22 protein-coding genes are annotated in these 25,678 nt (G+C 61.5%); 18 read left to right on the forward strand and 4 right to left on the reverse strand.

Features of this window, described 5'->3' with window-relative positions; translation table 11 throughout:
- Positions 1 to 7: 7 nt before the first annotated feature.
- From AC1DJW_RS02820 to AC1DJW_RS02830, 3 genes are read left to right on the forward strand one after another with little or no spacing between them, the layout of a single operon-like run.
- Complete coding sequence (locus tag AC1DJW_RS02820; RefSeq protein WP_284751146.1) at positions 8 to 784, forward strand: lysophospholipid acyltransferase family protein; 777 nt, start codon at positions 8 to 10, stop codon at positions 782 to 784.
- Between the two features lie 17 nt (positions 785 to 801).
- Positions 802 to 1,833, forward strand: coding sequence for an NAD(P)H-dependent glycerol-3-phosphate dehydrogenase (locus AC1DJW_RS02825; RefSeq protein WP_284751145.1), 1,032 nt, complete (start codon positions 802 to 804; stop codon positions 1,831 to 1,833).
- A 17-nt stretch (positions 1,834 to 1,850) separates the two neighbouring features.
- Complete coding sequence (locus AC1DJW_RS02830; protein ID WP_476900713.1) at positions 1,851 to 3,017, forward strand: D-alanine--D-alanine ligase family protein; 1,167 nt, start codon at positions 1,851 to 1,853, stop codon at positions 3,015 to 3,017.
- Positions 3,018 to 3,073: 56 nt separating this feature from the next.
- On the opposite strand, the gene AC1DJW_RS02835 is transcribed toward AC1DJW_RS02830, so the two are convergent.
- Positions 3,074 to 3,589 (reverse strand): DUF3515 family protein, encoded by a 516-nt coding sequence (locus AC1DJW_RS02835; RefSeq protein ID WP_284751143.1) that lies wholly within the window; start codon positions 3,587 to 3,589, stop codon positions 3,074 to 3,076.
- Positions 3,590 to 3,685: 96 nt separating this feature from the next.
- Between AC1DJW_RS02835 and thiL the strand changes: the two genes are divergently transcribed.
- From thiL to rsmD, 4 genes are read left to right on the forward strand one after another with little or no spacing between them, the layout of a single operon-like run.
- Positions 3,686 to 4,699, forward strand: coding sequence for a thiamine-phosphate kinase (thiL, locus tag AC1DJW_RS02840; RefSeq protein WP_284751142.1), 1,014 nt, complete (start codon positions 3,686 to 3,688; stop codon positions 4,697 to 4,699).
- A gap of 22 nt (positions 4,700 to 4,721) precedes the next feature.
- Positions 4,722 to 5,768: a DAK2 domain-containing protein gene (locus AC1DJW_RS02845; protein ID WP_476900714.1), complete on the forward strand. Its 1,047-nt coding sequence runs from the start codon at positions 4,722 to 4,724 to the stop codon at positions 5,766 to 5,768.
- Complete coding sequence (locus AC1DJW_RS02850; protein WP_476900634.1) at positions 5,758 to 8,025, forward strand: ATP-dependent DNA helicase RecG; 2,268 nt, start codon at positions 5,758 to 5,760, stop codon at positions 8,023 to 8,025. Before AC1DJW_RS02845 ends, AC1DJW_RS02850 begins: the two co-directional genes overlap by 11 nt.
- A gap of 51 nt (positions 8,026 to 8,076) precedes the next feature.
- Complete coding sequence (gene rsmD / locus AC1DJW_RS02855; protein ID WP_459341976.1) at positions 8,077 to 8,643, forward strand: 16S rRNA (guanine(966)-N(2))-methyltransferase RsmD; 567 nt, start codon at positions 8,077 to 8,079, stop codon at positions 8,641 to 8,643.
- 39 nt (positions 8,644 to 8,682) lie between these two features.
- Here the strand turns inward: rsmD and AC1DJW_RS02860 are convergent, their stop codons facing one another.
- Positions 8,683 to 9,471, reverse strand: coding sequence for a spermidine synthase (locus AC1DJW_RS02860; protein WP_459341975.1), 789 nt, complete (start codon positions 9,469 to 9,471; stop codon positions 8,683 to 8,685).
- Between the two features lie 2 nt (positions 9,472 to 9,473).
- Positions 9,474 to 10,703, reverse strand: a complete 1,230-nt coding sequence (locus tag AC1DJW_RS02865; RefSeq protein WP_476900635.1) for an aminotransferase class I/II-fold pyridoxal phosphate-dependent enzyme — start codon at positions 10,701 to 10,703, stop codon at positions 9,474 to 9,476.
- Positions 10,704 to 10,808: 105 nt separating this feature from the next.
- Here AC1DJW_RS02865 and coaD point away from each other — a divergent pair, with 105 nt between their 5' ends.
- The 5 genes from coaD to mutM all read left to right on the forward strand — a co-directional run bounded on the left by coaD (position 10,809) and on the right by mutM (position 13,936).
- The gene (gene coaD, locus AC1DJW_RS02870) at positions 10,809 to 11,294 is read left to right on the forward strand and encodes a pantetheine-phosphate adenylyltransferase (RefSeq protein ID WP_236811552.1); all 486 of its coding nucleotides are present in this window, start codon (positions 10,809 to 10,811) and stop codon (positions 11,292 to 11,294) included.
- A gap of 146 nt (positions 11,295 to 11,440) precedes the next feature.
- Positions 11,441 to 11,968, forward strand: coding sequence for a YceD family protein (locus AC1DJW_RS02875; protein ID WP_059387665.1), 528 nt, complete (start codon positions 11,441 to 11,443; stop codon positions 11,966 to 11,968).
- Positions 11,969 to 12,000: 32 nt separating this feature from the next.
- A complete protein-coding gene (gene rpmF, locus AC1DJW_RS02880; protein ID WP_028264646.1) occupies positions 12,001 to 12,204 on the forward strand; it encodes a 50S ribosomal protein L32 in 204 nt (67 codons plus the stop codon).
- A gap of 22 nt (positions 12,205 to 12,226) precedes the next feature.
- Complete coding sequence (rnc, locus tag AC1DJW_RS02885; RefSeq protein WP_284751137.1) at positions 12,227 to 12,958, forward strand: ribonuclease III; 732 nt, start codon at positions 12,227 to 12,229, stop codon at positions 12,956 to 12,958.
- 6 nt (positions 12,959 to 12,964) lie between these two features.
- The gene (gene mutM, locus AC1DJW_RS02890; protein ID WP_476900636.1) at positions 12,965 to 13,936 is read left to right on the forward strand and encodes a bifunctional DNA-formamidopyrimidine glycosylase/DNA-(apurinic or apyrimidinic site) lyase; all 972 of its coding nucleotides are present in this window, start codon (positions 12,965 to 12,967) and stop codon (positions 13,934 to 13,936) included.
- Positions 13,937 to 14,246: 310 nt separating this feature from the next.
- Here mutM and AC1DJW_RS02895 read toward each other — a convergent pair whose 3' ends face one another.
- Positions 14,247 to 14,417 carry a hypothetical protein gene (locus tag AC1DJW_RS02895; protein WP_476900637.1) on the reverse strand — a complete coding sequence of 57 codons (171 nt, stop codon included), beginning with the start codon at positions 14,415 to 14,417 and terminating at the stop codon, positions 14,247 to 14,249.
- Between the two features lie 281 nt (positions 14,418 to 14,698).
- Between AC1DJW_RS02895 and AC1DJW_RS02900 the strand changes: the two genes are divergently transcribed.
- From AC1DJW_RS02900 to pglZ, 6 genes are all read left to right on the forward strand, one after another.
- Positions 14,699 to 14,926 (forward strand): helix-turn-helix domain-containing protein, encoded by a 228-nt coding sequence (locus tag AC1DJW_RS02900; protein ID WP_476900638.1) that lies wholly within the window; start codon positions 14,699 to 14,701, stop codon positions 14,924 to 14,926.
- 74 nt (positions 14,927 to 15,000) lie between these two features.
- The gene (locus AC1DJW_RS02905; protein WP_476900639.1) at positions 15,001 to 15,630 is read left to right on the forward strand and encodes a DUF1819 family protein; all 630 of its coding nucleotides are present in this window, start codon (positions 15,001 to 15,003) and stop codon (positions 15,628 to 15,630) included.
- The gene (locus AC1DJW_RS02910) at positions 15,627 to 16,226 is read left to right on the forward strand and encodes a DUF1788 domain-containing protein (RefSeq protein WP_476900640.1); all 600 of its coding nucleotides are present in this window, start codon (positions 15,627 to 15,629) and stop codon (positions 16,224 to 16,226) included. The genes AC1DJW_RS02905 and AC1DJW_RS02910 overlap by 4 nt, the downstream gene beginning before the upstream one ends.
- A gap of 4 nt (positions 16,227 to 16,230) precedes the next feature.
- On the forward strand, positions 16,231 to 19,716 hold the full coding sequence (gene brxC / locus AC1DJW_RS02915; RefSeq protein WP_476900641.1) for a BREX system P-loop protein BrxC: 3,486 nt from the start codon (positions 16,231 to 16,233) through the stop codon (positions 19,714 to 19,716).
- Positions 19,716 to 23,189, forward strand: a complete 3,474-nt coding sequence (gene pglX / locus AC1DJW_RS02920) for a BREX-1 system adenine-specific DNA-methyltransferase PglX (RefSeq protein ID WP_476900642.1) — start codon at positions 19,716 to 19,718, stop codon at positions 23,187 to 23,189. The genes brxC and pglX overlap by 1 nt, the downstream gene beginning before the upstream one ends.
- Positions 23,182 to 25,677 (forward strand): BREX-1 system phosphatase PglZ type A, encoded by a 2,496-nt coding sequence (pglZ, locus tag AC1DJW_RS02925; protein ID WP_476900643.1) that lies wholly within the window; start codon positions 23,182 to 23,184, stop codon positions 25,675 to 25,677. The genes pglX and pglZ overlap by 8 nt, the downstream gene beginning before the upstream one ends.
- Position 25,678 lies beyond the last annotated feature (1 nt).

Raw genomic sequence — 25,678 nt, forward strand, 5'->3', positions numbered from 1 at the left:
GAACACCTTGAAGGAATCGGCCCAGAGCCGTGCCATGTTCGCTGTTCTTGCGGGAGTGGCGCGACCGCTCATGAACATCCTCATGGCAAAGAAGTGGGAGGGGACCGAAAAGCTCCCCGCGGGTGGCTTCATTGCTGCTCCGAACCACTGCACCGAGATCGACCCCATTGTCGTGGGCCACATGCTCTACAACATGAAACGTCCTCCGCACTTCCTAGCGAAAGCGGGCCTCTTCAAGGCCCCCGTCCTGGGTAGCCTGTTGCGCGCCACGAACCAGATTCCAGTGGAGCGCTCGACGACGGGGGCGAACCGCTCGTTGCAAGCCGCCCAGGAAGTGGTGGATGCCGGGGGCGCCATCATCATCTATCCGGAGGGCACCCTGACCCGCGATCCGGATTTGTGGCCGATGAAGGGCCACACGGGAGCCGCGCGCCTGGCAATCCAGACCGGAGCTCCCGTGGTTCCCATTGCCCATTGGGGTGCCCAGGAGGTGTTCCCCCGCTATGCCAAACGCCTGCATGTCTTCCCACGCAAGACATCCCGCATCCTGGTAGGCGAACCCGTGGACCTCAGTGCTTTCCAAGGCCGGCCGCTGGACCGGGCCACCCTGGTTGAGGCGACGGACATCATCATGGACGCCATCACGGAGCTTCTTGCTACCTTGCGAGGGGAAGAACCGCCCAAGGAACGCTGGGACCCTGTTGCCCACAACCAGTCGAAGCACGGTCGCTTCCAAGCGACTGAAGAAACGTCCGGCACCAATGGCACGGACGGACAGCAGTGACCTCGGGGGACGAACTTGTGGCCGACACAGCTGTTGTCGCCGTACTTGGCGCGGGATCCTGGGGCACGACGTTCGCAAAGGTCCTGGCGGATGCTGCAATCGCCACCGGTGCGGAGCGCAGTATCCGCATTTGGGGCCGTCGGGACGAAGTGGTCGCCCAGATCAACGCGGAGCACCGCAACCCCCAGTACTTGAAGGACATCGCGCTGCCCGATTCCATCACGGCCTCGACAGATGTGGCCGAGGTCCTTGCGGGCGCCGGAATCGTGATCCTCGCCGTGCCGGCGCAGTCCCTTCGGCTTCAACTGCGCAAATGGAAACCGCTCGTGGCCCCGGGCGCCGTGGTCGTTTCCCTCATGAAGGGCCTTGAACTCGGTACGGATTCCCGCATGAGCCAGGTCATCTCCGAGGAACTCGATATTCCGCAGGAACGCGTGGCCGTTGTTTCGGGACCCAACCTGGCAATGGAGATCGCGCGCCAGGAACCGACGGCTTCCGTGGTGGCATGCAGCGACGAAGCCACCGCCGCATCGTTCGCGCTCTACTGCACCGCACCGTACTTCCGCCCCTACACGAGCAACGACGTGGTCGGCGTCGAAATCGGGGGAATCGTGAAAAACGTGATTGCCCTTGCAGTCGGAATCTGCGAGGGCAAGCAAATGGGCGACAACACCAAAGCATCGGTGATCACGCGCGGGCTTGCGGAGACCTCGCGGCTGGCCCTTGCTTTGGGTGGCGAAGCGCGCACGATGGCGGGTCTTGCCGGACTGGGAGACCTCGTGGCCACCTGTTCTTCGCCCCTGTCCCGGAACCACACCGCGGGGCGGTTGCTCGGCGAAGGCTTGACCCTTGAACAGGTCACCGAGCACATGACGCAGACGGCGGAAGGCATCAAATCCGGGTACGCTGTCTACGAACTAGCCGGAAAACTCGGTGTCGACATGCCGATCACCGCGGCCGTGGTAGCCGTCCTCGAAGGCAAACTGTCCGTTGATGAACTTGGGCCCAGACTCCTGGCCCGCTCCCTGAAGTCCGAAGGCGATTACTGACTGTGACCGAAGAATCCCTGTCCGCCGGAACTGCTGAGTCCGCCGGAACTGCCGAGTCCGCGAAGCCGGCCGAACATCGGCGCCCGCGCGTCGCCGTGCTCTTTGGCGGCCGATCCAGCGAGCACGCGGTCAGCTGCGTGACGGCGGCCGGCGTCATGGGCGCCATCGACAAGAGCAAGTACGACGTCGTCCCCATCGGGATTGCCAAGTCTGGCCAGTGGGTGATCCCGTCCGCTGACATCAGCCAATGGTCGCTGAGCGCCTCGGCCTTGCCTGAGGTGGCGCCTTCCGGGAAGACCGTAACCCTCGCTGAGGTGGGGGGAGCCCACCAGCTGATCGTCACGGCACCGAATGCGGTGCCCGAGGAACTGGGCTCCGTGGACGTCGTGTTTCCGCTCCTGCACGGCCCTTGGGGCGAAGACGGCACCATCCAGGGCCTACTGGAGCTCTCGGACACCCGCTATGTGGGAGCCGGGGTCCTCGCATCCGCCGTCGGCATGGACAAGCATTACATGAAGGTTGTTTTCGAGGCCGCCGGGCTCACCGTGGGACCGTATGTCGCCGTCACTGATCGTGAATGGATCAACGACGCCGAAGCCGTGCGCAAGCGCGTGGACCGCCTCGGCTTTCCTGTCTTCGTGAAGCCCGCCCGCGCCGGTTCCTCAATGGGGATTTCCAAAGTGGATTCGATGGATGACTTGGACGCGGCGATCGAAGAAGCACGACAGCACGACCTCAAACTGGTGATCGAAGCGGGCATTGTCGGCCGCGAAATCGAGTGCGCCGTCCTTGAAGGACGTGGCGCTGCGGCGCCGCGAACCTCCATGCCGGGGGAAATCGCCGTTGCTCCAGGCGAACACGAATTCTACGACTTCAATGCCAAATATGTGGAGGACGGCGCGGCAGCCCTTAGCTGCCCGGCCGACATTCCGGACGAGGCCATTGCGCGCGTCCGTGAGCTCGCGGCGGCTGCGTTTGATGCGGTCGGTGCCGAAGGCCTCAGCCGCGTGGACTTTTTCTACACTCCGGACGGCGAACTCATCATCAACGAGATCAACACGATGCCGGGCTTCACCCCGAAGAGCATGTATCCGCAAATGTGGGCGGCTTCCGGACTGGGTTACGCCGAGTTGATCGACGAGCTCATCTACCTGGCGCTCAACCGCAAAACCGGCCTGCGCTGACAGCCGGCTGGGGTTGACGACGTCCCCGCGCTGATAATCGGCCTGGGCTGCCTTCGCTACTTGCCCGGGGTGCTCGTCGGCAGGTTCTGCAGCAGCTCAGGCTGACCGATGCACTTGCGTACCGCCTTGATTTTCGCCGCGGCTGGCGCCAGATCGGCAAGGACCGTGGCGGAGCTGATCTTGTTCGGGTCCATGAGGATTTCGGTCGCGGGCTCGCGACCGTAGGTGGTCAGGGTCCAGACCGGGTCGCCTTCCTTGATGACCCAGTCGACGTCGTTGACAGTGACGCAGCGGTCCGTGGTGGGGCCCGGCACGTTGACGCCGCAACGCAGAATCAGGACAGACGGATCGCCCCACGCCGCCGTGGCCTGGCTGTTGGTCTTCCGCAGGGCGGCGTCGCCGATGGTGTCCGGGAGCGACACCATCATGGGTGCGCAAGCGGCGTTCGCGGCATCAGCGGCGGGCTTGACGTCGACGACGGGGGAGCAGGCCGCGAGCGTAAGAACCGAAACCGCGGCGGCCGTCAGGGAGCAAAGGGCGCGGACGTACACAGCGGCTTTCGTTTGTTGCATTGATCAAGCCTATCTCGGCTGCGGCAATCCGAGGATCGGGGAAGCGGGCGCCAAGGGACAGCCTTTGTTGTCGGCGGTTCGCGATAGCGTAGAGCTGTGTCCATTGAACAACAGACTGTCGGCGAGCTCTCCGAAGGCGAGCTCCTCGCGCGCATCTTTCCGCGCCTGAACCACAGCAACAGCGTGCTGCTCGGGCCGGGGGACGACGCCGCCGTCGTCGCCGCCCCTGATGGCCGGACCCTCATTTCCATCGACACCCAGACCCAGGACCAGGACTTTCGCCTGGAGTGGAACAACGGATACCGGACTACGGGGTATGACGTCGGCTGGAAATCGGCGGCTCAGAATCTCAGCGACATCAACGCAATGGGTGGTACCGCCGTCTCCCTCGTCGTCAGCTTGACCATGCCGCCCGGCACCCCGGTGCCGTGGGTTGAGGACTTCGCGGATGGCCTGACAGCCGGCATCGTCGGCTTGGGGGCTGGCGATTGTTCAGTTGCCGGGGGAGACCTGGGCCGTGGCCGCGAAATCGCGGTGACCGTCGCCGTCGTCGGGACAATGCATGGGCTTCCTGCTGTCTTGCGCTCCGGGGCTTGTCCTGGGGACACCTTGGCCCTTGCCGGAACTGTTGGCCGCGCCGCCGCGGGACTGGCGCTCCTTGAAAGCACCATACCCGTGGGCAATCTGAACCCTGCCCAGCGCGCACTCATGGACAGCCAGTGCCGGCCGCAGCCGCCTCTCGCCGCAGGACCGCAAGGAGCCAAGGCAGGAGCGACTGCCATGATGGACGTCTCCGACGGGCTGTTGCGCGACGGCGCCCGCCTCGCCGAAGCCAGTGGCGTCGCACTCGACCTCGATCCCATCGCGCTCAAGGCCCTCGCCACACCCTTGGAAGCTGCCTCGGCTCCTCTGGGCCTCGATCCCATGGACTGGATCCTGGGTGGGGGAGAGGACCATGGCCTGCTGGCGACATTTCCAGCAAATGTTCAGCTACCTTCCGGCTTCACTGCGATAGGCTCGATCCAGGCCGTTGCCGAAGGACAGCACAGCGGCGTCCGGATAGCGGGAATGCCCGCTGACACCGTGGGATGGGATCACTTTGCAGACTAAGATTGCCGCCAATACGCACGCCATGAAGCGGTGGCTGGGCAAAGCGGAGACGACGCTCGGGAACCACAGCGACCGTCTCAACGCCATCAACATCTTCCCGGTGGCCGACGGCGACACCGGCACCAACCTCTACCTCACCGTCCGCGCCGCCGCGGCAGCATTCGCCAGCGGTTCCACTGCGGATGAACCGGCAAACGACGTCGGTGCTGTCCTGGCCGCGGCCGGACGGGCGGCCATGGAGCAGGCCCGGGGTAACTCCGGGACACTCTTTGCCGTCTTTTTGTGCGCACTGGCTGAGCCGCTGGGCGGGCACACGCGCCTTAGCGCGCCGCTGCTTGCCGCAGCCCTGAACCGGGCCCAGATCCGGGCTTGGTCGGCCTTGAGCGAGCCGGTGCCCGGCACCATGCTCTCCGTTCTCGAAGCTGCCGCAAGGGCAGCGGGTGAGTGCGATACTGCGCACAACGGCGATGACAGCAACCAGGCCTTGGGCCTGGCGCTCGATGCCGCCGTCAATGCCGCGCTGGATGCCGTGGTGCAAACCGAGGACCAACTTGCCCCGCTGCACGCCGCCCATGTTGTGGACGCGGGCGGGGTAGGCATGTTGTTGATCCTGGACTGCCTGCGTTCGGCTGTGCTCGGCGAAGAACTCCAGGATGAGCTCCTGGACGGGCTGCACGGCTATGACCTGCAGGATCCGCATATCCACGCCGGAATGCCCGACGACGACGGCGTCGAGGTCATGTGCACTATCAGCCTTTCACCGCTGGCAGCTGCCACGCTCCGTCAGCGCTTGGACGAACTCGGCGACTCCGTGATCATGAGCCAGGTAGGCAGCGCGAGCCACGTGGGCAGCCCGGCAGGACCGGACGACGCCGGGTACGACGATGATGACGACGAGGACGCCGCAGAAGTGAGCTACCGCTGGCGCGTGCACGTTCACGTTCCGGAAGCTGAACCCGCCGTCGCTGTCATCCGCTCACTCGGGGACCCCACCGACATTTCCGTCAGCCAACTGTCGATGCCGCGCGACCCAGGCCTTCCGGCAGGCCAGCACGGGCATGAATACTGAGCTTCAGCTTCCCCTTGAGCGGAGGATCGGCAAACGCTCCGCTTCCGTCATCGAGAAGCACCTTGGCCTGGACACTGTCGGGGAGCTGCTGAACTACTTTCCCCGCCGTTACTTGAGCCGTGGGGAGCTGACGCCCATGAGCAAACTGCCGTTGGATGAAGAGGCCACCCTCATCGCCAGGGTCCTGTCCAATTCAACCCGGCAAATGCGGGCAAGGCGGGGATCGTTGACGGACGTCGTGGTCACGGACGAGGCCAGCGGTGAGCAGATTCCGGGAACGTTAAAAATCAGTTTCTTCAACGGCTTCCGCGCCCGCAGCGAACTCCAGCCGGGGCGCCGGGTGATGTTCTCCGGGAAGGTCAGCCGCTACGGCGGATCCTTGGGCATGACCAATCCGGACTTCATGCTGCTCGACGAGGACCCGGAGCTGGCCGGTTCCGTCGATCCGGAAAAGCTCGCGGCCATGCCCATTCCCGTGTACCCGGCCACCGCGAAGCTCACCAGTTGGTCCATCCACAAGGTCATCACCACGCTCCTGGACACCATCGATGTGGACAGCATCGAGGATCCGCTGCCTGCCGACATCGCGTCCCGGGAGAAATTCCTGGGAGTAGGGGATGCGTACCGGCTGATCCATTCTCCGGAAACGGCGGCGGACTGGCAGCGCGCCCGTGACCGGTTCCGCTACCAGGAAGCACTGGTTCTGCAGACTGCGCTGGCGCGGCGCCGGGCCCAGTTGGCTGCCGAGGAGGCCACCGCCCGTCGGCCCCTGCCCGAAGGGCTCCTTGCTTCCTTCGACCGGCAACTGCCATTCACGCTGACGGCAGGCCAAGCCGCGGTCGGTAAGACGCTCTCCCACGAGCTGGCACAGGACTCGCCGATGAACCGCTTGCTGCAGGGCGAGGTCGGTTCCGGAAAAACGATCGTAGCCTTGCGGGCCATGCTGCAAGTGGTGGATGCCGGCGGGCAGGCTGCACTGCTTGCACCCACGGAGGTCCTCGCGGCACAGCACTTCGATTCCATTCGGAGGACCCTGGGCCCACTGGCCCGCGACGGTTTGTTCGGGGGCGCCGGGATGCTGGGCGGGGCCGGATTGCTGGACAGCGGCCCCGGATCGGTCCAAGTCGCCTTGCTGACAGGCTCCATGCCAGCGGCCGCCCGCAAGCAAGCCATGCTGGACGCGGCCTCGGGCAACGCCGGGATCGTGATCGGCACCCATGCGCTGCTGAGTGACAAAACATCGTTCCAGGACCTGGGGCTGATCGTGGTGGACGAGCAGCACCGCTTTGGAGTGGAACAGCGCGACGCCCTGCGTGCCAAGGCCAACCGGCCGCCCCACCTCTTGGTGATGACCGCCACTCCGATTCCGCGCACCGTTGCCATGACCGTCTTCGGCGACCTCGAAACGTCCGTGCTGGACGAACTCCCTGCCGGCCGGGCGCCCATCTCCACCCACGTCGTCGGGCTCGCAGAAAATCCGGGCTGGGCGGCGAGGATCTGGAGACGCTCGCGGGAAGAGATCGACGCCGGCCACCAGGTGTACGTCGTCTGTCCCAAGATCGGAGACGACGACGACGGCGACTTCAGCCCGGGCGAAGCAGAGCCAAGCGACGCCGAACTTTCGGAAGAGGGCCCCGCGCGCGAGCTCGCCTCGGTGACAGCCGTCGTCGAAACGCTCAGCCAAGAGCCCGCCCTGCGCGGTGTCCGGGTGGAGCCCCTCCACGGACGGCAGGATCCGGCGCTCAAGTCCGAAACCATGGCCTCGTTCACCGCCAACGAGACCCAGTTGCTGGTGTCCACCACGGTCATTGAGGTGGGCGTGGACGTCCATAACGCCACGCTGATGGTGATCCTCGATGCTGACCGCTTCGGTATTTCGCAACTTCACCAGCTGCGCGGGAGGGTGGGCCGCGGCGGTCTCCCGGGGACGTGCCTTCTGGTCACGACGCTCGAACCCGGCCATCCAAGCCGCAGGCGCCTCGATGCCGTTGCTTCCACAACCGACGGCTTCGAGCTTTCCCAGGAAGACCTGAAGCTACGCCGCGAAGGCGACATCCTGGGCGCCTCCCAATCCGGCGGGCGCTCCACCCTTAAGCTGTTGCGGGTCCTGGAGCATGAGGACGTGATTGCCCGTGCCCGAACCGATGCCCAGTGGCTCGTGGCGAACGACCCCCTGCTGGAGGGCCAACAGGCCCTGGCCGCGGCAATTGACGAATATCTGAACCCCGAAAAGGAGGCGTTCCTTGAACGCGGCTGAGGAATCCACGCCGGAAGGCGCGCCCGTGTGCGGCGCCCCGGGAGTTGGCCGGTGAGCCGGATCATTGCCGGCATGGTCGGCGGCAATCCGCTGGTCAGCGTCCCGGGAAACACCACCAGGCCCACGACGGACCGCGTCAAGGAAGCCTTGTTCTCGCGGCTCGAAGCCCTCGACGCGATCGACGACGCCCGGGTTTTGGATCTTTATGCGGGTTCGGGCTCGCTAGGCATCGAAGGTGCCAGCCGGGGCGCGCGCTCGGCCGAACTCGTGGAGTTCGATGCGCGCGCCTCCGAGGTCTGCCAACGAAACGCAGACATGGCCAACCAAGTGCTCGGACGCAGGATCGTCTCGGTCCATCGTTCCAAAGTGGAGTCCTTCCTGGAACGCGCGGCGGATGAGGTCCTCTGGGACCTGGTGTTCCTGGATCCGCCGTACCCTTTGGATGAGCCTTCCCTCAAGGCTGTCCTGGCCAAGCTTGCCTTCCACCTCGATGAAGGCGCCGTGGTGGTCGTCGAGCGATCCTCACGGTCACCGGAACCGGACTGGCCGGACACCCTCGAACGGTTTGCCGACAAGAAATACGGCGAAACCAAGCTCTGGTTCGCCGAACCCGTCTAGCGCATGCTCGGCGACGCTGCGCTAGCCCGATAACCGGCGCTAGCCCGAAATCCGGTCCAGCTCCACTCCGCTCAGTACAGCCGCCGGATGCGGCCCCCGGGCCAGGAGTTCCGCTGTCCAGCCGGCTGGCCACGGCCGGCGCGTCCCCACCAGGATGATGTTGCCGGGGTACCGGCCGGCGAACATGCCGCTCTCGGCGAAGGCGGCAACGTCGGGCATCGCCCGGCGCATCGCGGCGACCTGGCTGCGCACCAGGGTCAAGGCCGCTTCGTCGCCGACATTGACGATGAGCACCCCGTCGGGCCGGAGCCGCGCCGCGGCCTCCTCATAGAACTCCTGGCAGGCGATATGCGCCGGAGCCTCGGGACCGGAGAAGATGTCCAGGATCACGACGTCGAACTCGAGTCGCGCGGGCAGTTCGGCGAGGGTTTCGCGAGCGTCGCCGATATGGGTCTCCAAGCGGGTGCCGTGCGGCATGGGCAACTTCTGCAGCACGAAATCGAGCAATTCACGTTCGAGCTCGACGGCGTGCTGTTCCGAACCGGGCCTCGTCGCCTCGATGTAGCGGGCCAGGGTCAAGGCCCCCGCGCCAAGATGAAGGGCAGTGATGGCCTGTCCGCCTGGCGCGGCCAGATCCACCACATGGCCGATCCGCCGCAGGTACTCGTAGAAGATTTCCGCAGGTTCCGCGAGATTGACATGGGATTGCTCGGCGCCGCCGATGCGCAGGATGTAGGCACCGTCGATCAGCGCGTCGGCCTCGATTGCTGCATGCTGCCCGGTGGTCCGCAGGAAGCGCCGTCCCTCGTGACTTTGGCCGGTGGACACAGTCAGAGCTTGTCCCGCAGGGTGGCCAGCCTGGCGGCCGCATCTTCCAATACTTCGGTCTTCTTGCAGAACGCGAATCGGAGAAGGCTGCGCGTCCTTTCCGCGCCTTCCGGGTGGCAAAACACCGGGACGGGGATGGCAGCCACTCCTACGAGCCCCGGCAGTCTTCGTGCCAGGTCCACGGAGTCGCTGATGCCGAGGGGCGCGGTGTCCACATTGATGAAGTATGTTCCCTGCGGCGTGTAGACATCGAAGCCGGCGGCCCGCAGTCCCTCAGCGAGGATGTCCCGCTTGTGCTGGAGAGCGGACGCGATGCCGGCGTAGAACTCATCGGGCAGGGCGAGGCCTACGGCGATTGCACTTTGGAAGGGAGTGCCGGAGCTGTAGCTGAGGAATTGCTTGACGGTTCGGATCGCCGCCACGAGGTGGGCCGGTCCGCTGAGCCAGCCGATCTTCCATCCGGTGAACGAAAACGTCTTGCCGGCCGAGGAAATCGTGACACTTCGTTCGGCTGCTCCGGGGATGCTGGCGATCGGAAGGTGCCGCACCCCGAAGGTGAGGTGCTCGTAGACCTCATCGCTGAGGATCACGGCATCGTATTTCCGGGCGAGTTCGACGATTCGTACCAACACCTCGCGAGGGAACACCGCGCCCGTGGGATTGTGCGGGTTGTTGAGGAGCACAAGCTTCGTGCGCTCGCTGAATGCCGATTCCATGGCGTCCACGTCCGGAAGGAAGTCCGGCGCCAGCAAAGGAGCGGTCACATGCTTGGCCCCGGCGAGTCCAATGATGGCGCCGTAAGAGTCATAGAAAGGCTCGAAGGTCAGCACCTCGTCGCCCGGTTCGATGAACGCGAGCAATGAGGCGGCGATGGCTTCAGTGGCCCCGGTGGTCACAATGACCTCGGTCTGCGGGTCCGGGGTCAGTCCGTAGAAGCGTTCCTGGTGCGCGGCGATGGCTTCGCGAAGTTCAGGGATGCCTTTGCCTGGTGCGTACTGGTTGGCTCCCGCCGTAATGGCTGCTTGGGCTGCTGCCTTGATTTCCGCAGGCCCGTCCTCATCCGGGAATCCCTGGCCCAGGTTGATGGCGCCGGTGGATATTGCCAGGGTGGTCATCTCTTCGAAGATGGTCACTCCGAGGCTGCCGTCGGCCGAAAGCAGGTTTGCTCCGCTGGCGGCTCGTTGCCAAGGGGCGACGGACGTGTTCTCGCTGAGAGAGGCCGGGCTCGTCACTGTGGGGTTGCCTTCCTGGGTGCTGGCATCCGGCTCGTCCGGCCCGCCGTTTCAGCCATGGTATCGCCATAGTGCCTGCGGCCCCGGATGGGGTAGGTTCGAACCATGAGACGCGCAGTGTGCCCTGGCTCCTTCGACCCCATCCACAACGGACATTTGGAAGTCATCGCAAGGGCCGCCGGCTTGTTCGACGAAGTCGTCGTCGCGGTGTCCACCAACTACGCGAAGAAGTACCGCTTCAGCCTGGAAGAACGCATGGACATGGCGCGGGAGACCCTGGCTTCGTTGCGGGGCATCATCGTGGAGCCGATGGGTGAGGGACTGCTCGCCGAATACTGCAGGCACCGGGGAATTTCGGCGATCGTGAAGGGCCTGCGTTCGTCTTCCGATTTTGACTACGAACTTCCCATGGCCACCATGAACCGCCAATTGTCCGGCGTCGAGACTGTCTTTCTTCCGGCGGAGGCCCATTACCTGCATTTGTCCTCCACGCTGATCAAGGAAATTTCCCTCCTTGGCGGCGATGTCTCCGATTTCGTGCCCAAATCGGTGCTCAAAAGGCTCCTGGCTGGCGGGTCGGCAGCGGAGTAGCCCCGCAACGGGTAAGCTGGATCGGTACCTCGGGCAGAACGCGTTGCAATTGACCCGGTTTGAGTCCGTTCACGCGTTCAGGCTAAGATGGTACGTCGGTCATATGTTCTACAGGAGTTCTCATTAAGCGAGATGCAAGTTCGCCTTTGACGCTGGACGTCAAGGACCTCGGACGTAGTCCAGGAAGCATGCGGACGCTCACGGAACATGTACCCGCGCCAAGTGACCTTGGCGTGGCACTCATTGGCGTTCAGGAAGGCTCGGATATCGAGCTCGACTTGAGGCTTGAGGCCGTACACGAAGGAATTCTGGTATCTGGAACCGTATTCGCTGAAGTCAAGGGCGAATGCGGACGATGCCTGGATCCCCTTGCGTATGACCTTGAGGTCAATGTGCAAGAACTTTTCTTCTATGAGGGCGTCGAGCTTTCGGACGAAGAAGACGATGAAGAGCAACGTCGAGTCGAGCACGATCTAATCGATCTTGAACCGGTGTTGCGGGACGCGGTTGTAACCATGCTGCCGTTCCAGCCGGTGTGCCGGGAAGACTGCCAGGGCCTCTGCTCAATATGCGGAGTGCGTCTGGAAGACGAGCCGGGGCACCACCACGAGGACCTGGATCCTCGCTGGGCTGCCCTAGCTGAACTGGCTAAGACCGACCGGCAAACTGATTAGTAAGTGCTGACTAAAAGAGAAATGAGATAGCCGTGGCTGTTCCCAAGCGGAAAATGTCTCGCGCAAATACACGCGCCCGCCGTGCCCAGTGGAAGGCAACTGCCCCCAACCTGGTCAAGACCATCGAAAACGGCCAGGTTGTTTACAGCCTGCCGCACCAGGCAAAGGTCGTAACCGACTCCGCCGGGACTGCGCTGTTCCTTGAATACAAGGGCCGCAAGGTCGCAGACGTCTAAATCCGCCACAAGGCTGACAAGGATGTCTTCAACTGAAGAGCTTCTGAAGCGTCTCGGTGTCTCCATTGACGCCGAGACGCTTCGTCTTGCTCTGACACATCGTTCATACGCGTATGAAAATGGCGGGATTCCCACCAATGAGCGCCTCGAATTCCTGGGCGACTCCATTCTGGGCTTTTCCGTGACCGATTCGCTGTACCGCGACAACCCGGCACTGCCGGAAGGCGAACTCGCCAAGCGGCGCTCCGCCGTCGTCAGCACCCGCGCCTTGGCGGGTATCGGCCGGGACCTCGGCATCGGAGAATTCATCTACCTCGGGCAGGGCGAAAGACTCACCGACGGCAAGAACAAATCTTCAATTCTCGCTGACACCATGGAAGCGCTCATTGGCGCCACCTATCTTTCCAACGACATGGAGACCGCCCGGCAACTGGTCATGCGGCTCGTTGGTCCGTTGCTGAAGGACGCCGCAGCCCTTGGGGCCGGCACCGACTGGAAGACCAGCATGCAGGAGCTTGCCGCGAGCCGTCAGCTCGGGTCCATCTACTATGCCGTCGAAGGCTCCGGTCCGGACCATGCACGCACCTTTGAGGCAGTGCTCCAGATCGGCGGCACCGCCTACGGCAAAGGCTCGGGCCACTCCAAGAAGGAAGCCGAGCAGGAAGCCGCCGCGGATGCGTGGCGCACGCTGAACAGCAAAGTCACGCTGAACAGCAAAGCCGACGCTCCAGCCGATCCTGCGCACAGCGCCTGAGTCCGCATGCCGGAACTGCCCGAAGTCGAAGTGGTCCGCCGTGGCCTGGCACGTTGGGTACGAGGCCGGACCATCACGTCCGTGGACGTCCTGGACCCCCGCTCTATCCGCCGCCATTCGCTAGGCACGGAAGACTTTATCGGCAACCTTGAGAACTCCACGGTTTTGGACGTCGTCCGCCGGGGTAAGTTCCTGTGGATGCCCCTGCGGACCGAGGAATCCCGCAGCGCCGCTGGCACCGCCGGCGACGTGTCCGCCGAGGCGATGCCCGGCGTCGCGCTGATGGCGCACCTGGGCATGAGCGGGCAACTCCTCATGCAAGACCCCGGGGTTCCCGATGAGAAGCATCTCAAAGTCCGCCTCCGGCTCAGCAGTTCCGACGGCATGCCCGAACAGCTGCGGTTTGTGGACCAACGGATCTTCGGCGGACTGTTTGTCACCTCCCTTGTACCGACGCCCGATGGCGGGCCCGGGGGCCAAGGCGAGACACCCCTCCCGGAAATTGCCGAAGAAGCCTCCCACATTGCCCGTGATCCGCTGGATCCGCACTTTTCCTTTGACGACTTTTACCGCAAGATCAAGGCCCGCAAGACCGGGCTCAAGCGTGCCCTGTTGGATCAGGGAGTTATTTCGGGGATAGGCAACATCTACGCCGATGAGGCCCTTTGGCGGGCCAAACTCCACTATGCCAAGCCGACAGACACCCTTAAGCGGTCAGATGCCGTGAGGCTCGTCGGTGCCGCCAAGGAAGTCATGAGCGACGCCCTGGCGGCTGGTGGGACGAGCTTTGATTCGCTTTACGTCAATGTCAACGGAGCGTCGGGCTACTTCGACCGTTTTTTGCATTCATACGGAAGGGCTGGTCAGCCCTGCGAACGCTGTGGCACGCCCGTCATACGCGAACCATTCATGAACCGTTCGTCGTATCTCTGCCCCAAGTGTCAGCCGAAGCCTAGAAGGAGATCACCACGAGGCTGAACGCGCGGCCGCGTCGGAGTTGCTGGATTCCACCATGCTCCCGTGGCCGCTTACCAGCACGGTCCCGGTCCGGTCTAAATGAAGTAGTCCGGCGTCAGGAAGCTTCAGTCAGGGTATGCCCGTGTCGGTCAATCCCAGGTCTGGCCGCACCAGCAGCTGCCGTCCTTGTGCTCCTGGATGACCAGAACCCGTTCCTCACCAAGCAAGATGATGTCTTCGTAGCTGAGCATAAATCCAGTTCAGCATCAGCAGCCGTTAGCCGATAGGGGACCCTTGGCATATGTGGAAAACCCGACGGGACTGCCGTGAACTAGGCAGTTGCTTCAATGAGCTCGGGTCCGTTGTTCCGGACGTAGTTCAACGCCATAGGAACTGAAGTGACCTCAAGTGCCTCCCAGACCGAGACCGCTGCACCGGTTGTAGACAAGACGGCCTCTGGAACCAGAATCCCTGAAGCGGGGAGGACCCGGACGGGTGCCATGGTCTCGCTCGCCGAAGTCTCAGTCGCCCGTGCGGTTTTGCCGCGTCGTCTCGGCGGACACTTCTGTGCCTGCGGAGAGTGAGAGTAAGGAGCCCGCCAGCGGATGCGACGACTGCAACTGACAACGCGATCCAGAGTTCGGTCATTGCGACAGCCTAACGTGATTTTCCGGTCGCTGTCCTGCGGTTCAAGCCAAGCAACTCATACAGGCTTAACCCGTTCAAACCCAGTCAAACCCTCAGAAGACGTGCAGTTGAAGCTAGGATGGCTCTTGTTCGTCGTTGCCAATCCCGACTGGAGGCTCCACCGTGGCCGAACCATGGCTGTCCGCCGATGGCATTGCCGCGCATCTGGGGATCACAAAAGACACGGTCTATACGTGGATCACCGATAAACGCATGCCAGCCCACAAGGTCGGCAGACTCTGGAAGTTCCAGGCAAGCGAGGTAGACGAGTGGGTCCGCAGCGGAGGCTCTGCAGCTTCGAGCGATGACGAGACGCCGAGCTGACGGCCGCACCTGAAGGAATACCTCTCGGCCAACGCCGAAACTACTTGCCTGAAAAACTGAAAGGGGGGCTACACATGATCGAGCAGCATGCCGAGGCGCAGCGCTATGCACTCTCATTCACCAGTGGTGCCCTCCTCATGCGTGAGGCGGCGATCATTGCGCCCATTTACTTGCATGAACGCGACTGGGCAAGAGTTCGAACGGTGGTCGCGGGGGAGAACTTGCTTCAGGCTCGTACAGTTGCCTCTGGGCTCAGGCTTGCGCGTGAGGTTATCCAACGGCTCACCGTGCTGACCGACGACGAAATCAAACTACTCAACGAGGCGACCTCGACCGAGCGCGGACACTTGATGTGGGCGGCGGCATGCCGTCGATATGACCTGATTGGTGAGTTCGCTGAGGAGATCGTTCGCGAGCGGTTCCTCTTGCTTACGCCGTCGCTCGATCTCGACGATTTCGACAGCTTCGTGCGTGGCAAGTCTTTGTGGCACACCGAGCTGTCTGAACTTACGGACTCCACGCGGCGCAAGCTGCGTTCAAACTTGTTCCGGATGCTTAACGAGGCAGGGTTGCTTTCCAACAGCGGGCAAATACAGCAGGCCATGATGTCTCAACGGGTCGCAAACACTTTGGCAGCGCGGACTCCGAATGACCTGCGATTCTTCCCAACCACCCATAATGCTGCGGGGAGGGCCCAGCCGTGACACAGACCGACCTTTCTAAAGAGGAAGAGCACTTGTTCGCCGTTCTTAGCGGCAGGCGGTTTCTCCAGATGGAGGGCCTGAGCAACGAGGTGCCGTTCTTCATTTACCCCTACGACCCTGAGGATGCACTCGCGGTCACGGGGTCGAAGAAGCGCATCAAGAACCGCCTGGCCAACAAGGGCATCGTGGTCCGAGAGGTCAACCTCTACGACCTGTCAGTGGAGATTCTCAAGGAACGCGGAGTCTGGGATCGATTGATAGCGCTCGAACCCGAACAGGAAAAGGCCGACTTCCGTGAGTTGCTCCAGGGGATGCTCGACCCGCAACTCCACATTGCGTCCGCGATCAGGGCAAAGCTCGCCGAGGGTGACTTCGACATCTTCTTCCTCACCGGCATCGGCGAAGTCTTTCCGTATGTCCGTTCGCACAACGTGCTGAACAATCTGCAGAGTGTTGTCACAGGCAAGCCGATGCTCATGTTTTTCCCCGGCCGCTACGAACAGTCCGCCACGCTCGGATCATCACTCGTACTGTTCGGACGACTCCAAGACGACCAGTACTACCGAGCCAAGAACATCTTGGAACAGGAGGTTTAACTCGATGAATCTACATGCGATCTTCGCCAAGGACGTTCAGCGCCCGATAGAAGGTGTCATCAAGGCTGACGACACCGCGCATTTGGGCACCGAGGTCGACGAATACGTCCTGACCAACGAGGCGGCAAAAGGCCTGGAACTGCTGCTTGAGGCCTACACGAACTACACCAACGCCAACGGCGTGTGGATCTCGGGCTTCTTCGGTTCCGGTAAGTCGCACCTGCTGAAGCTGCTCGCACACCTCCTCGGTGACGTGGACGACCAGGACTTCCCGCGAGCCCGCGTCTCCGAGAGCTTCCGCTCCAAGGCACAGGACGCGTTCCTCCCGGCCCTGCTGACCAAGGCCGAGAGGATCCCGGCTAAGAGCCTGCTGTTCAACATCGACCAGAAGGCCACCCTCATCACGAAGGATCAGACCGACGCCTTGCTGAAGGTGTTCGTCAAGGTCTTCGACGAGAGCCGCGGCTACTACGGCAGCCAGGGGCACGTCGCCCGGTTCGAGCGCGACCTGGACAACCGTGGCCAGTATGAAGCCTTCAAGGACGCATACTCCCGTATCTCCGGGCGCAGCTGGACGCAGGGACGTGAAGAGGGCGTCCTCGAGGAGGTCAACGTGGCCAAGGCGTACGCCGAGATCAGCGGCCACACAGACAGTACGCCCACGAACATCCTCACGAAGTACCGCAACGAGTATTCAGTCTCAATCGAGGACTTCGCCGACGAGGTGATGGCCTGGCTGGACAAGCAGGAAGACGACTTCCGGCTGAACTTCTACGTCGATGAAGTAGGCCAGTTCATCGGGTCGAACACGCACCTGATGCTCAATCTCCAGACAATCGCCGAGTCGCTGAACACCAAATGCCAGGGCCGTGCGTGGGTGTTCGTGACTTCCCAGGAGGACATGGACAAGGTCGTCGGTGACCGCACGAAGCAGCAAGGCAACGACTTCTCCAAGATTCAGGCCCGGTTCGCCACCCGTGTGAAGCTCACCAGCGCCGATGTGGAAGAGGTCATCCGTAAGCGACTGCTGGAGAAGAACGAGGCGGGCGAGGCCGCGCTGAATTCGATTTATTCAGAGCAGCACGCCAACTTCAAGACCCTGTTCGACTTCGTGGACGGGGCGAAGACGTACCGTAACTACACTGACGAGGCACACTTTGTGGGCACGTACCCGTTCGTCAGCTACCAGTTCCCGCTGTTCCAGGCGGCGATCGAAGGCATCTCCGACCACAATGTGTTCGAGGGCCGCAACAGCTCAGTTGGTGAACGCTCGATGCTCGGCGTCGTGCAGCAGGTCGCCAAGGACATCGGCGACGTCGAGGTTGGCAGGCTGGCGACCTTCGACCACATGTTCGCGGGCATCCGCGCCTCGCTGAAGTCTGCCGCGCAGCGTTCGATCGACGTGGCAGAGCGCAACCTGGACAACGAACTGGCCGTGCGGCTGCTCAAGGCGCTGTTCCTGGTGAAGTACGTCGAGGGCTTCCACGCCACCCCGCGCAACCTGACCGTACTGGTTTACGACCGTTTCGGGCTTGACCTGCCGGCCCTGGCCAAACAGGTGCAGGATGCACTGACGCTGCTGGAGACTCAGACTTACGTGCAGCGCAACGGCAACGTCTACGAATACCTGACCAACGAAGAACAGGTCATCGAGGAGGAGATCAAGAACGTCGACATCGATGCCTCGGATGTCAGCGGCCGGCTCTTCAAGATCATCTCCGGTGACGTGGTCCGCACGAGCAAGCTGCGGTACACCAAGAACGGACAGGATTTCGCCTTCGGGTACAAGCTTGACGATCAGGTGTACGGCCAGCAGCGCGAACTGACCATGCACTTCATCACGCCGGAGTACCCATTCGGCCCTGAAGAAACCCGGATGCACAGTGCCGGCAAGGACGAGCTTCGGGTCATCCTGGAGCCCGATGAGCGTGCCCTTTCGGACTTGCGCCTGCTGATTAAGACAGAGAAGTACACCAAGCGCAAGCAGACGACTTCGCTATCCGCAATTGAGGACCAGATCCTGCGCTCGAAGGCGACGCAGAACGTCGAACGCGAGAAGGAACTTATCGAGCGCATCCGCCGGGCAGTTGGCAAGGCGGACCTCGTGATCAACGCCGCCGGCGTAACCTCATCCTCCCAGGACGCCATCACGCGCGTCACCGATGGCTTCCAAGACCTCATCAGCCGCACTTACACCCAGCTCAGCCTGCTCGGCGGTGTTGCGTACAGTGAGCAGCAGGTTGTTACGTTCGCCAACCCCAACCAGTCAGGCATGATCGACGATTCGTCGCTGTCGATGCTTGCTGTACCAGGTGACGAGGTGCTTTCGTTCCTACTTCAACGCGACCGGCTCGGCGAGCAGGTAACGGTCAAGACGATCGTGGATTCATTCCAGGCCAAACCCTACGGATGGGATCTCGCCTCGATAGAGGTCGTCATCGCCTGGCTCGTTGGCAACTCGAAGATCACTGTCACCGTCGATGGAAACATACTTAAGCGGACCGAGGTAGCTGCCGTTCTGCGCAATACGCAGAAGCACTCGCATTCCGTGCTCGCCCCGCAGAAGCTCTTTGACGAGCGCAAGGTAGCGACGTTCCGCAAATTCTGCACCGACTTCTTCGACGAGGCCACCCCACCAAAGGACCCGCTGGAACTGGCACGGCACGGCAGCGAAAAGCTCGGGGCAAAGCTCGACGAGCTAAGGGCGCTGGTGATCGGATCGAAATACCCGTTCGTTGAGCAACTGGCTGCCCCCATTGCCCTGCTCGAACAGGCTGTGGGCAAATCCGACGAGTGGTACCTGACTGATTTCAGTCTTGGCGACGAATTGCTCGACGCCAAAGAGAACGTCATCGACCCTATTCAGTCGTTCCTGGGCGGCGGCCAGAAAGTTATCTACGACGACGCCACAAGGCTGCTCTCGGCTAATACAAATAACCTTGGGTATTTGCCTGCAGGAAGCGACGCAGACGTTAGACGACTCTTGGACGACCCGAACGCTTTCCGGGGCAATCGCATGACCCAGCTCAAGCAGGCAGCAGACGCCCTTGGCTCGAAGGTCGAGGATACGCTCGCCGCCCATCGCAGCACGGCCATCCAGGACATCGAGGGACGCAAGTCCGAGGTACTCGGCAGCGCCTATTACGGTAATGCCACGGAGGAAGCGCAGCAGCGGGTCATCCGTACAATCGACCAGATCATCGCCCGCTTAGGCAGTGAGCGCCAGATCGCGCTCATCCGCGAGCAGGGTAATGGTTTTGAGGAGCGGACCTATCCCGAGCTGCTCGACCAGCTCGCATCCTCTCCCCGGGCTACGGCCGGCACGGACAGCCCGGAGCCCACACCAAAGCAGACCGTCTCGGTCAAGAGGATCACCGTGCCCGGAGCCCACGGTGTGCTCGAGAACGTGGATGACGTCGACCGCTACCTCGATGCGCTCCGCGGTGCACTGCTGAACACGCTCAACGACGGAAAGAGAATCGCGCTCTGATGGAAACCGCACCGCTGAAATCGTTCGCCACATGGGCTCGCATTGCACTCATCCGCGAAGTGTCAGCCCGCATCTCCGTCGTTCTGGCATCGGAGGAGCTGCGGCAGGAGCAGCCCAACGCCGTCGCCGCCCTGAACAAGGCCGTCAACGCTGCTGGCGGCAGCGACAAGGGCCGCGACACAGTCGCGGACAAGGTCGCCTACACCTGGTTCAACCGCATCATCGCGCTGCGGTTCATGGACGCCAAAGCCTACACCGGCATCGGTGTCGTCTCCCCTGAACGGGGCCGCGAAGGAGGCCAGCCCGAGATTCTCGCAGAAGCCAAGCGCGGGAACATCGACGGTGCAGTCGTCACCAATAAGCGAACGATCGAGACCGTTACGAGCCTACTTAACGGTACGCGCCGCAGCAACGACCCACAGGGCGAGGCATACGCGCTCCTTCTCGCGGAGTACTGCCGCCATTGGAACCGCTCAATGCCATTTATGTTCGAGCGTGAAGGTGACTACACCGAACTACTTATTCCCGGGAACCTGCTCGCCGACGACTCCGTACTGGCCCGCGCCGCGAGGGTGCTCACTGAGGACGTCTGCCAGGATGTCGAAGTCATCGGCTGGCTGTACCAGTTCTATATTTCGGCCCGCAAGGATGAGGTCTTTGCCGGCTTTAAGAAGAATAAGAAAGCAACGGCGAAGGAGATTCCTGCGGCAACGCAGCTGTTCACGCCGCACTGGATTGTGAAGTACCTGGTGGAGAATTCGCTGGGCAGGTTGTGGCTGCTAAACAACCCTGGCTCCCGCTTGGCGGAACAGATGGAATATTACATTGCTCCGTTAGAGCCTGAGACGGACTTCTTGAAGATCAGAGGCCCAGAGGAATTGAGGGTTCTGGATCCGGCGTGCGGGTCTGGGCATATGCTCACTTATGCGTTTGATCTGTTGTATCTCATGTACGAAGAGTCAGGCTACGCACGTTCGGATATCCCGGGTCTGATCCTGCAGCACAACCTGTTCGGGGCGGAGATTGACCCGCGGGCAGGTGCGTTGGCGGCGTTCGCTTTGGTGATGAAGGCCCGCGGGGTGCAGAGATCCTTCTTGAGCCCGGGGAAGGGCACGGAGCCGAATGTCTGTGTCCTAGAGCCGGTGCGTTTCTCGCTTGATGAGCTGGAGACTTTGGTGTCCCGGGGTGGGGACAAACACGCCGAGAAGGCATTCTGGCAAGCTTTTGAGGACGCGGACACGTTCGGGTCCCTGATCCGCCCGAACCAGGGACTCATTGAACCGATGCGGAAGCATCTGGAGTCTATGGATGGGGCAGAAACCTTGTTCGGCGGGGATGTCTTGAACCGTGCCCGGACAGTGGTTCGGCAATCGGAGTACCTCTCGAACCGATACCAGGTGCTGGTCGCAAACCCGCCTTATATGGGGTCCGGCAACATGGGAGCAAAACTCGCCGAGTTCGCAAAACGCGAATACCCAACCTCCAAATTCGATCTCTTTGCCATGTTCATGGAACGTTCTCCAGCGCTACTCGACAAGTCCGGATATGCTGGTCTAGTAACCATGGAGTCATGGATGTATTTGACGTCATTCAGGGCGCTACGTGCTTCTATCCTGCTTAACAAGAGTTTCTGTTCAGTTACGCACATGCCGTATTCGGGCAAGGGCGGGACCCCAATGGGTATAAATTTTGGGACAGTTGCGTTTATTCTCAGAAACTACTTGGATCCCGATGCGATGGCAGATTATCAATGTATTCGGTACTTCGAAACTGATGACCTAGGTGTGCCACTATCTTTCCCCGTTGCAAATGACCGCCGCGCTGTTCGTAAAACCGCAGATTTTCAAGTAATTCCTAATCAACCCATCGCTTATTGGGCTGGGCCGGCAACGTTGAAGTCATTTCGACTTGCGTCGACTTCCATTGCTTCAATGGCTAATTCTGAAGGGAAAAACGTCACAACTGATAACGCCCGTTTTGCGCGTTTTCATTGGGAGGTTCAGCGAAGATATATCGGATCCTTTGACAAAAAGTGGCTACCGTGTGCTTTCGGTGGAGATTATCGAAAATGGTACGGAAACGTGCTAAACGTCATCGACTGGTCTACAGAAAGTCGTGAGTTTTACAGAACTGCGCCAGCCGGTAGGATTATCCGCCCTGAATTTTGGGGCTTGCCGGGCGTTACTTGGTCAAAAATCAGTTCTGGGAAGCCAAGCTTTCGACTGCTGCCCAAGGAGTATATGTACCAAGAAGTTGCCTTGCTGCAGACAGATGAACGTCATACCAGCTTGGTGCTCGGAATTCTAAACTCATCGGTTGGTAGTCACTATCTTTCGCTGCTAAGTCCCACTCTAAATACCCAGAATGAAGACGTCATATCGATACCAATTCTAAATCCGGAATTGCTAAGTCTGAGCGTCCCGCATGTGGTGCAGGAGCTCGTTGCAATATCCCGTGCGGATTGGGATCAGCGCGAGTTATCCATGGATTTTAAGATCCAGCCACTAGTAGCAGCAGCGAATGGTTCGACTTGCCTGAAAGACGCCTCCAATTTACTGGCGGAAGAACGAGAGCACTATGTCCAAAGAATGTTGACTCTCGAGACACAGCTAAACGCGACCCTCGTCGACGCGTATGGATTAGATGACGAAGTTTCCACTGCTGTTGCTCGGGCCGAGATTTCGCTAATGGCGAATGTTTCGGCGTTGGGCGGCGATACAGCGTTGCTGGGATCGCAGTCGCGTGGAATGATCGCGGACTTAATGTCGTATGCAGTCGGGTGCATGTTTGGCCGCTACAGTCTGGACACCCCGGGCCTAGTATTGGCAGATCAGGGTAATTCGTTGGCGGAGTATTTGGTGAAAGTGCCGTCGCCGTCTTTCATGCCGGATCAAGATGGTGTCCTTCCGGTTCTGTCAGACGCCTGGTTTGAAGATGACATCGCGGAACAGTTCCGAGCATTTCTCAAGGTTGCGTTTGGCGAGGATCGATTTGAGGAGAACCTGCGCTTCGTCGAGGAGACACTAGGCAAGGAGATCCGGAAGTACTTTGTACAGGACTTCTATAAAGACCATGTCCAGCGGTACAAGAAGCGTCCGATCTACTGGCTGTTCTCCAGTCCCAAGGGGTCATTCAACGCGCTGATCTACATGCACCGCTACACACCGTCGACCGCCTCAACCGTGCTCAACGAGTACCTTCGCGAGTTCAAAGCAAAGCTGGATGCCAGCCGCCAGCACCATGAGCGCCTCGCTGCAGGCACAGGGGCACCACGGGAGCAGGCCGCAGCCCAGAAAGAGGTCGACCGTCTGCGCAAGATATTGCTCGAACTCGATGAGTACGAGCACGACGTGCTGTACCCACTGGCGTCCCAGCAGGTGCAGATCGACCTCGACGACGGCGTGAAGGCGAACTACCCGAAGCTCGGTGCCGCCTTGAAGAAGATCCCCGGACTAGAGGCCGGCGATGAGTGAGACATCCGCCGTCAGGCCCCACCTGGAGCGTCGCTTTGAGACGCAGCGTGTGGTGTTCTGGCACGACCCCGAGGGTGAGTACGCCGCCGACCTCGACACGCTCGGCCTGGAGGGCGTGCAGACGGTGCGCGTCAATAATGACGAGTATGCGGTCAAGAACAAGCTGCTGCACCAGGAGCCCAAGTCGAAGTTCCTTGTCTACCGCTCGGGTCCCGTTCCGACGGGGATCGGCAATTGGCTGCTGGACCTGGAGCTGGCCTACGGAGTGTTCAAAGCAGACCGGACTTCGCTGGTCCAGCAGGAACTCGGGCTCACCGGCGACGATATTGGCGAAGTCGTGTGGGCGCATGAGAGTTTCTTTCGCGTAGCCAAGCGCGTCCAAGGCCTGAAGAGGCTATTGGACGCCGGCGACGACGCCCGGCTGCTGCAAGCCAAGATGTCAGCGGTTCTGCTCGGTCAAAGCGAGCACAGCCTGCTGGAGATCACGCGCACCCTGCTGATCGAGAACGCCGGCGGTGCGGACGCCAAGTACGGTGCCCTTGCCGAGCACTGCCTGGACGAGTTCTACTGGCAAGGCGTGGCGTCGATCTACGGCTACATGTCGCCGAGCCCAAGCATCGCCGATTTCGTTCTGTGGATGTTCCGGCAGGCCAACGCCGGCTTCAAGTCTGAACGACCGGGCGGCTTGCGCAACATCCAGCTGGACTTCGGGAGCCTTCGTTACGACCGGCGGAGTCAGGAGGCATTGACGAAGCTCGCAAGGCGCGCAGCACGAGATCTGGACTTTGCCGGCACCATCGAGGACTCAAGCTTCCGCGACCTGCTGGGCAACGACCTTTTCGAGGAGACCGACCGCAAGATCATCAGCGACCTGGCACGCGCGGTCGCTGAGCGGACAGTCACGGGCCGTGAGGTCACAGAGGTGATTCGCAGCCGTCAGAACAGCATCTGGATCGACGGGTACCGGAAGCTGTACACAGCGATCAGCTGCGCATCGGAACTCCTGACCGCGCTTAGCGCACTTAACCTGTCGATACAGTCGCTCGATGAGGGCCTGGAGCGATACGGCAGTGACTGGTTCCGCATTGATCAGCTCTACCGGCAGTTTACATTTGCAGCCCGCACAGCAGAGTTCCCTGGTCCTCTGGAGGGCCTGCGCATCCAAGTAGAGAAGTTCTACGCCAACAAGTTTCTCTACGAGCTCGGTAACGCATGGCAACAGCAGGTCGATGGTGTTGACCAATGGCGTTCCACATTGCTCCGGCCCCAAACCACGTTCTTCACCGACCATGTTGCACCCATCACGAAGGACGGCCGGCGCAAGGCCGTCGTCATCATCTCGGACGCCCTGCGCTATGAGATCGCTGACGAACTTGGCTCACGCATCCGCCAGGAAGACCGCTACGACGCGGAACTGAAAGCCATGCTCGGCGTGCTGCCCAGCTACACCCAGCTCGGCATGGCAGCACTGCTGCCACACAGCACGATCGGACACTCCAAGGACGGCGATCCCGTCCTGGCCGACGGTCAGCGTACAGACGGCACTGCGAACCGCAGCAAGATCCTCGAAGCCGTTGACGGGAAAGCGATTCAGGCCGAGAACGTCTTCTCCCTGACTCGGGACGAGCTGCGGGAGCTGTACCAGCAACATCAGGTGCTGTATGTCTATCACAACCGCATTGACGCGACGGGTGACAAGGCGGGGACCGAGCGTCAGGTCTTTGAGGCCGCCGAGGACACGCTTCGCGAACTGATTGATCTGGTCAAGCGATTGACCAACGCGAACGCGACGAACATCCTCATCACGGCGGACCACGGCTTCCTGTTCCAGGACACGGCACTCGAGGACGCCTTCTATCTATCAACGCTGCCGCAAGGTGACGACGTCAAGGTGATCAACCGCCGTTACGTCCTCGGTCACGGCTTGAAGGAAGTCCCCGCGTTCAAGACTTTCACGTCAGCTCAACTCGGCCTCGACGGAGACCTGGACGTGCAGATACCAAAGTCGATCCATCGGCTGCGGCTTCCAGGCGCAGGTTCGCGATTCGTCCACGGCGGTGCAGCCTTGCAGGAGATCGTCGTCCCGGTGTTGGCGGTCAACAAGAAGCGCAAGAGCGATGTGCGAACGGTAAACGTCAAGATCATGCCCGAGTCGGACAAGATCACGACAGGCCAGCTGGTCATCAAGTTGTTTCAGGCCGAGCCGGTGAGCGAGAAGGTTCGCCCCCTGGTGCTGCGCGCAGGGTTGTATGTCGGCGAGATTCTTATATCGAACCAGCTCTCGCTCACGTTCGACCAGGATTCGGCAGACCAGCGTGACCGCTACCAGAACGCGCACATGCTGCTCAGCCAGGACGCAAACGACTACAACAACCGTCCGGTTGAGTTCCGGCTTGAGGAACTCATCCCGGGCACCAATCAATGGCGCGGTTACGCCAAGGCGATCTACACGCTGAAGCGCTCGTTCGCCTCGGACTTCGATTTCTAAG

The sequence above is a fragment of the Arthrobacter sp. 05L417 genome (assembly GCF_056397865.1).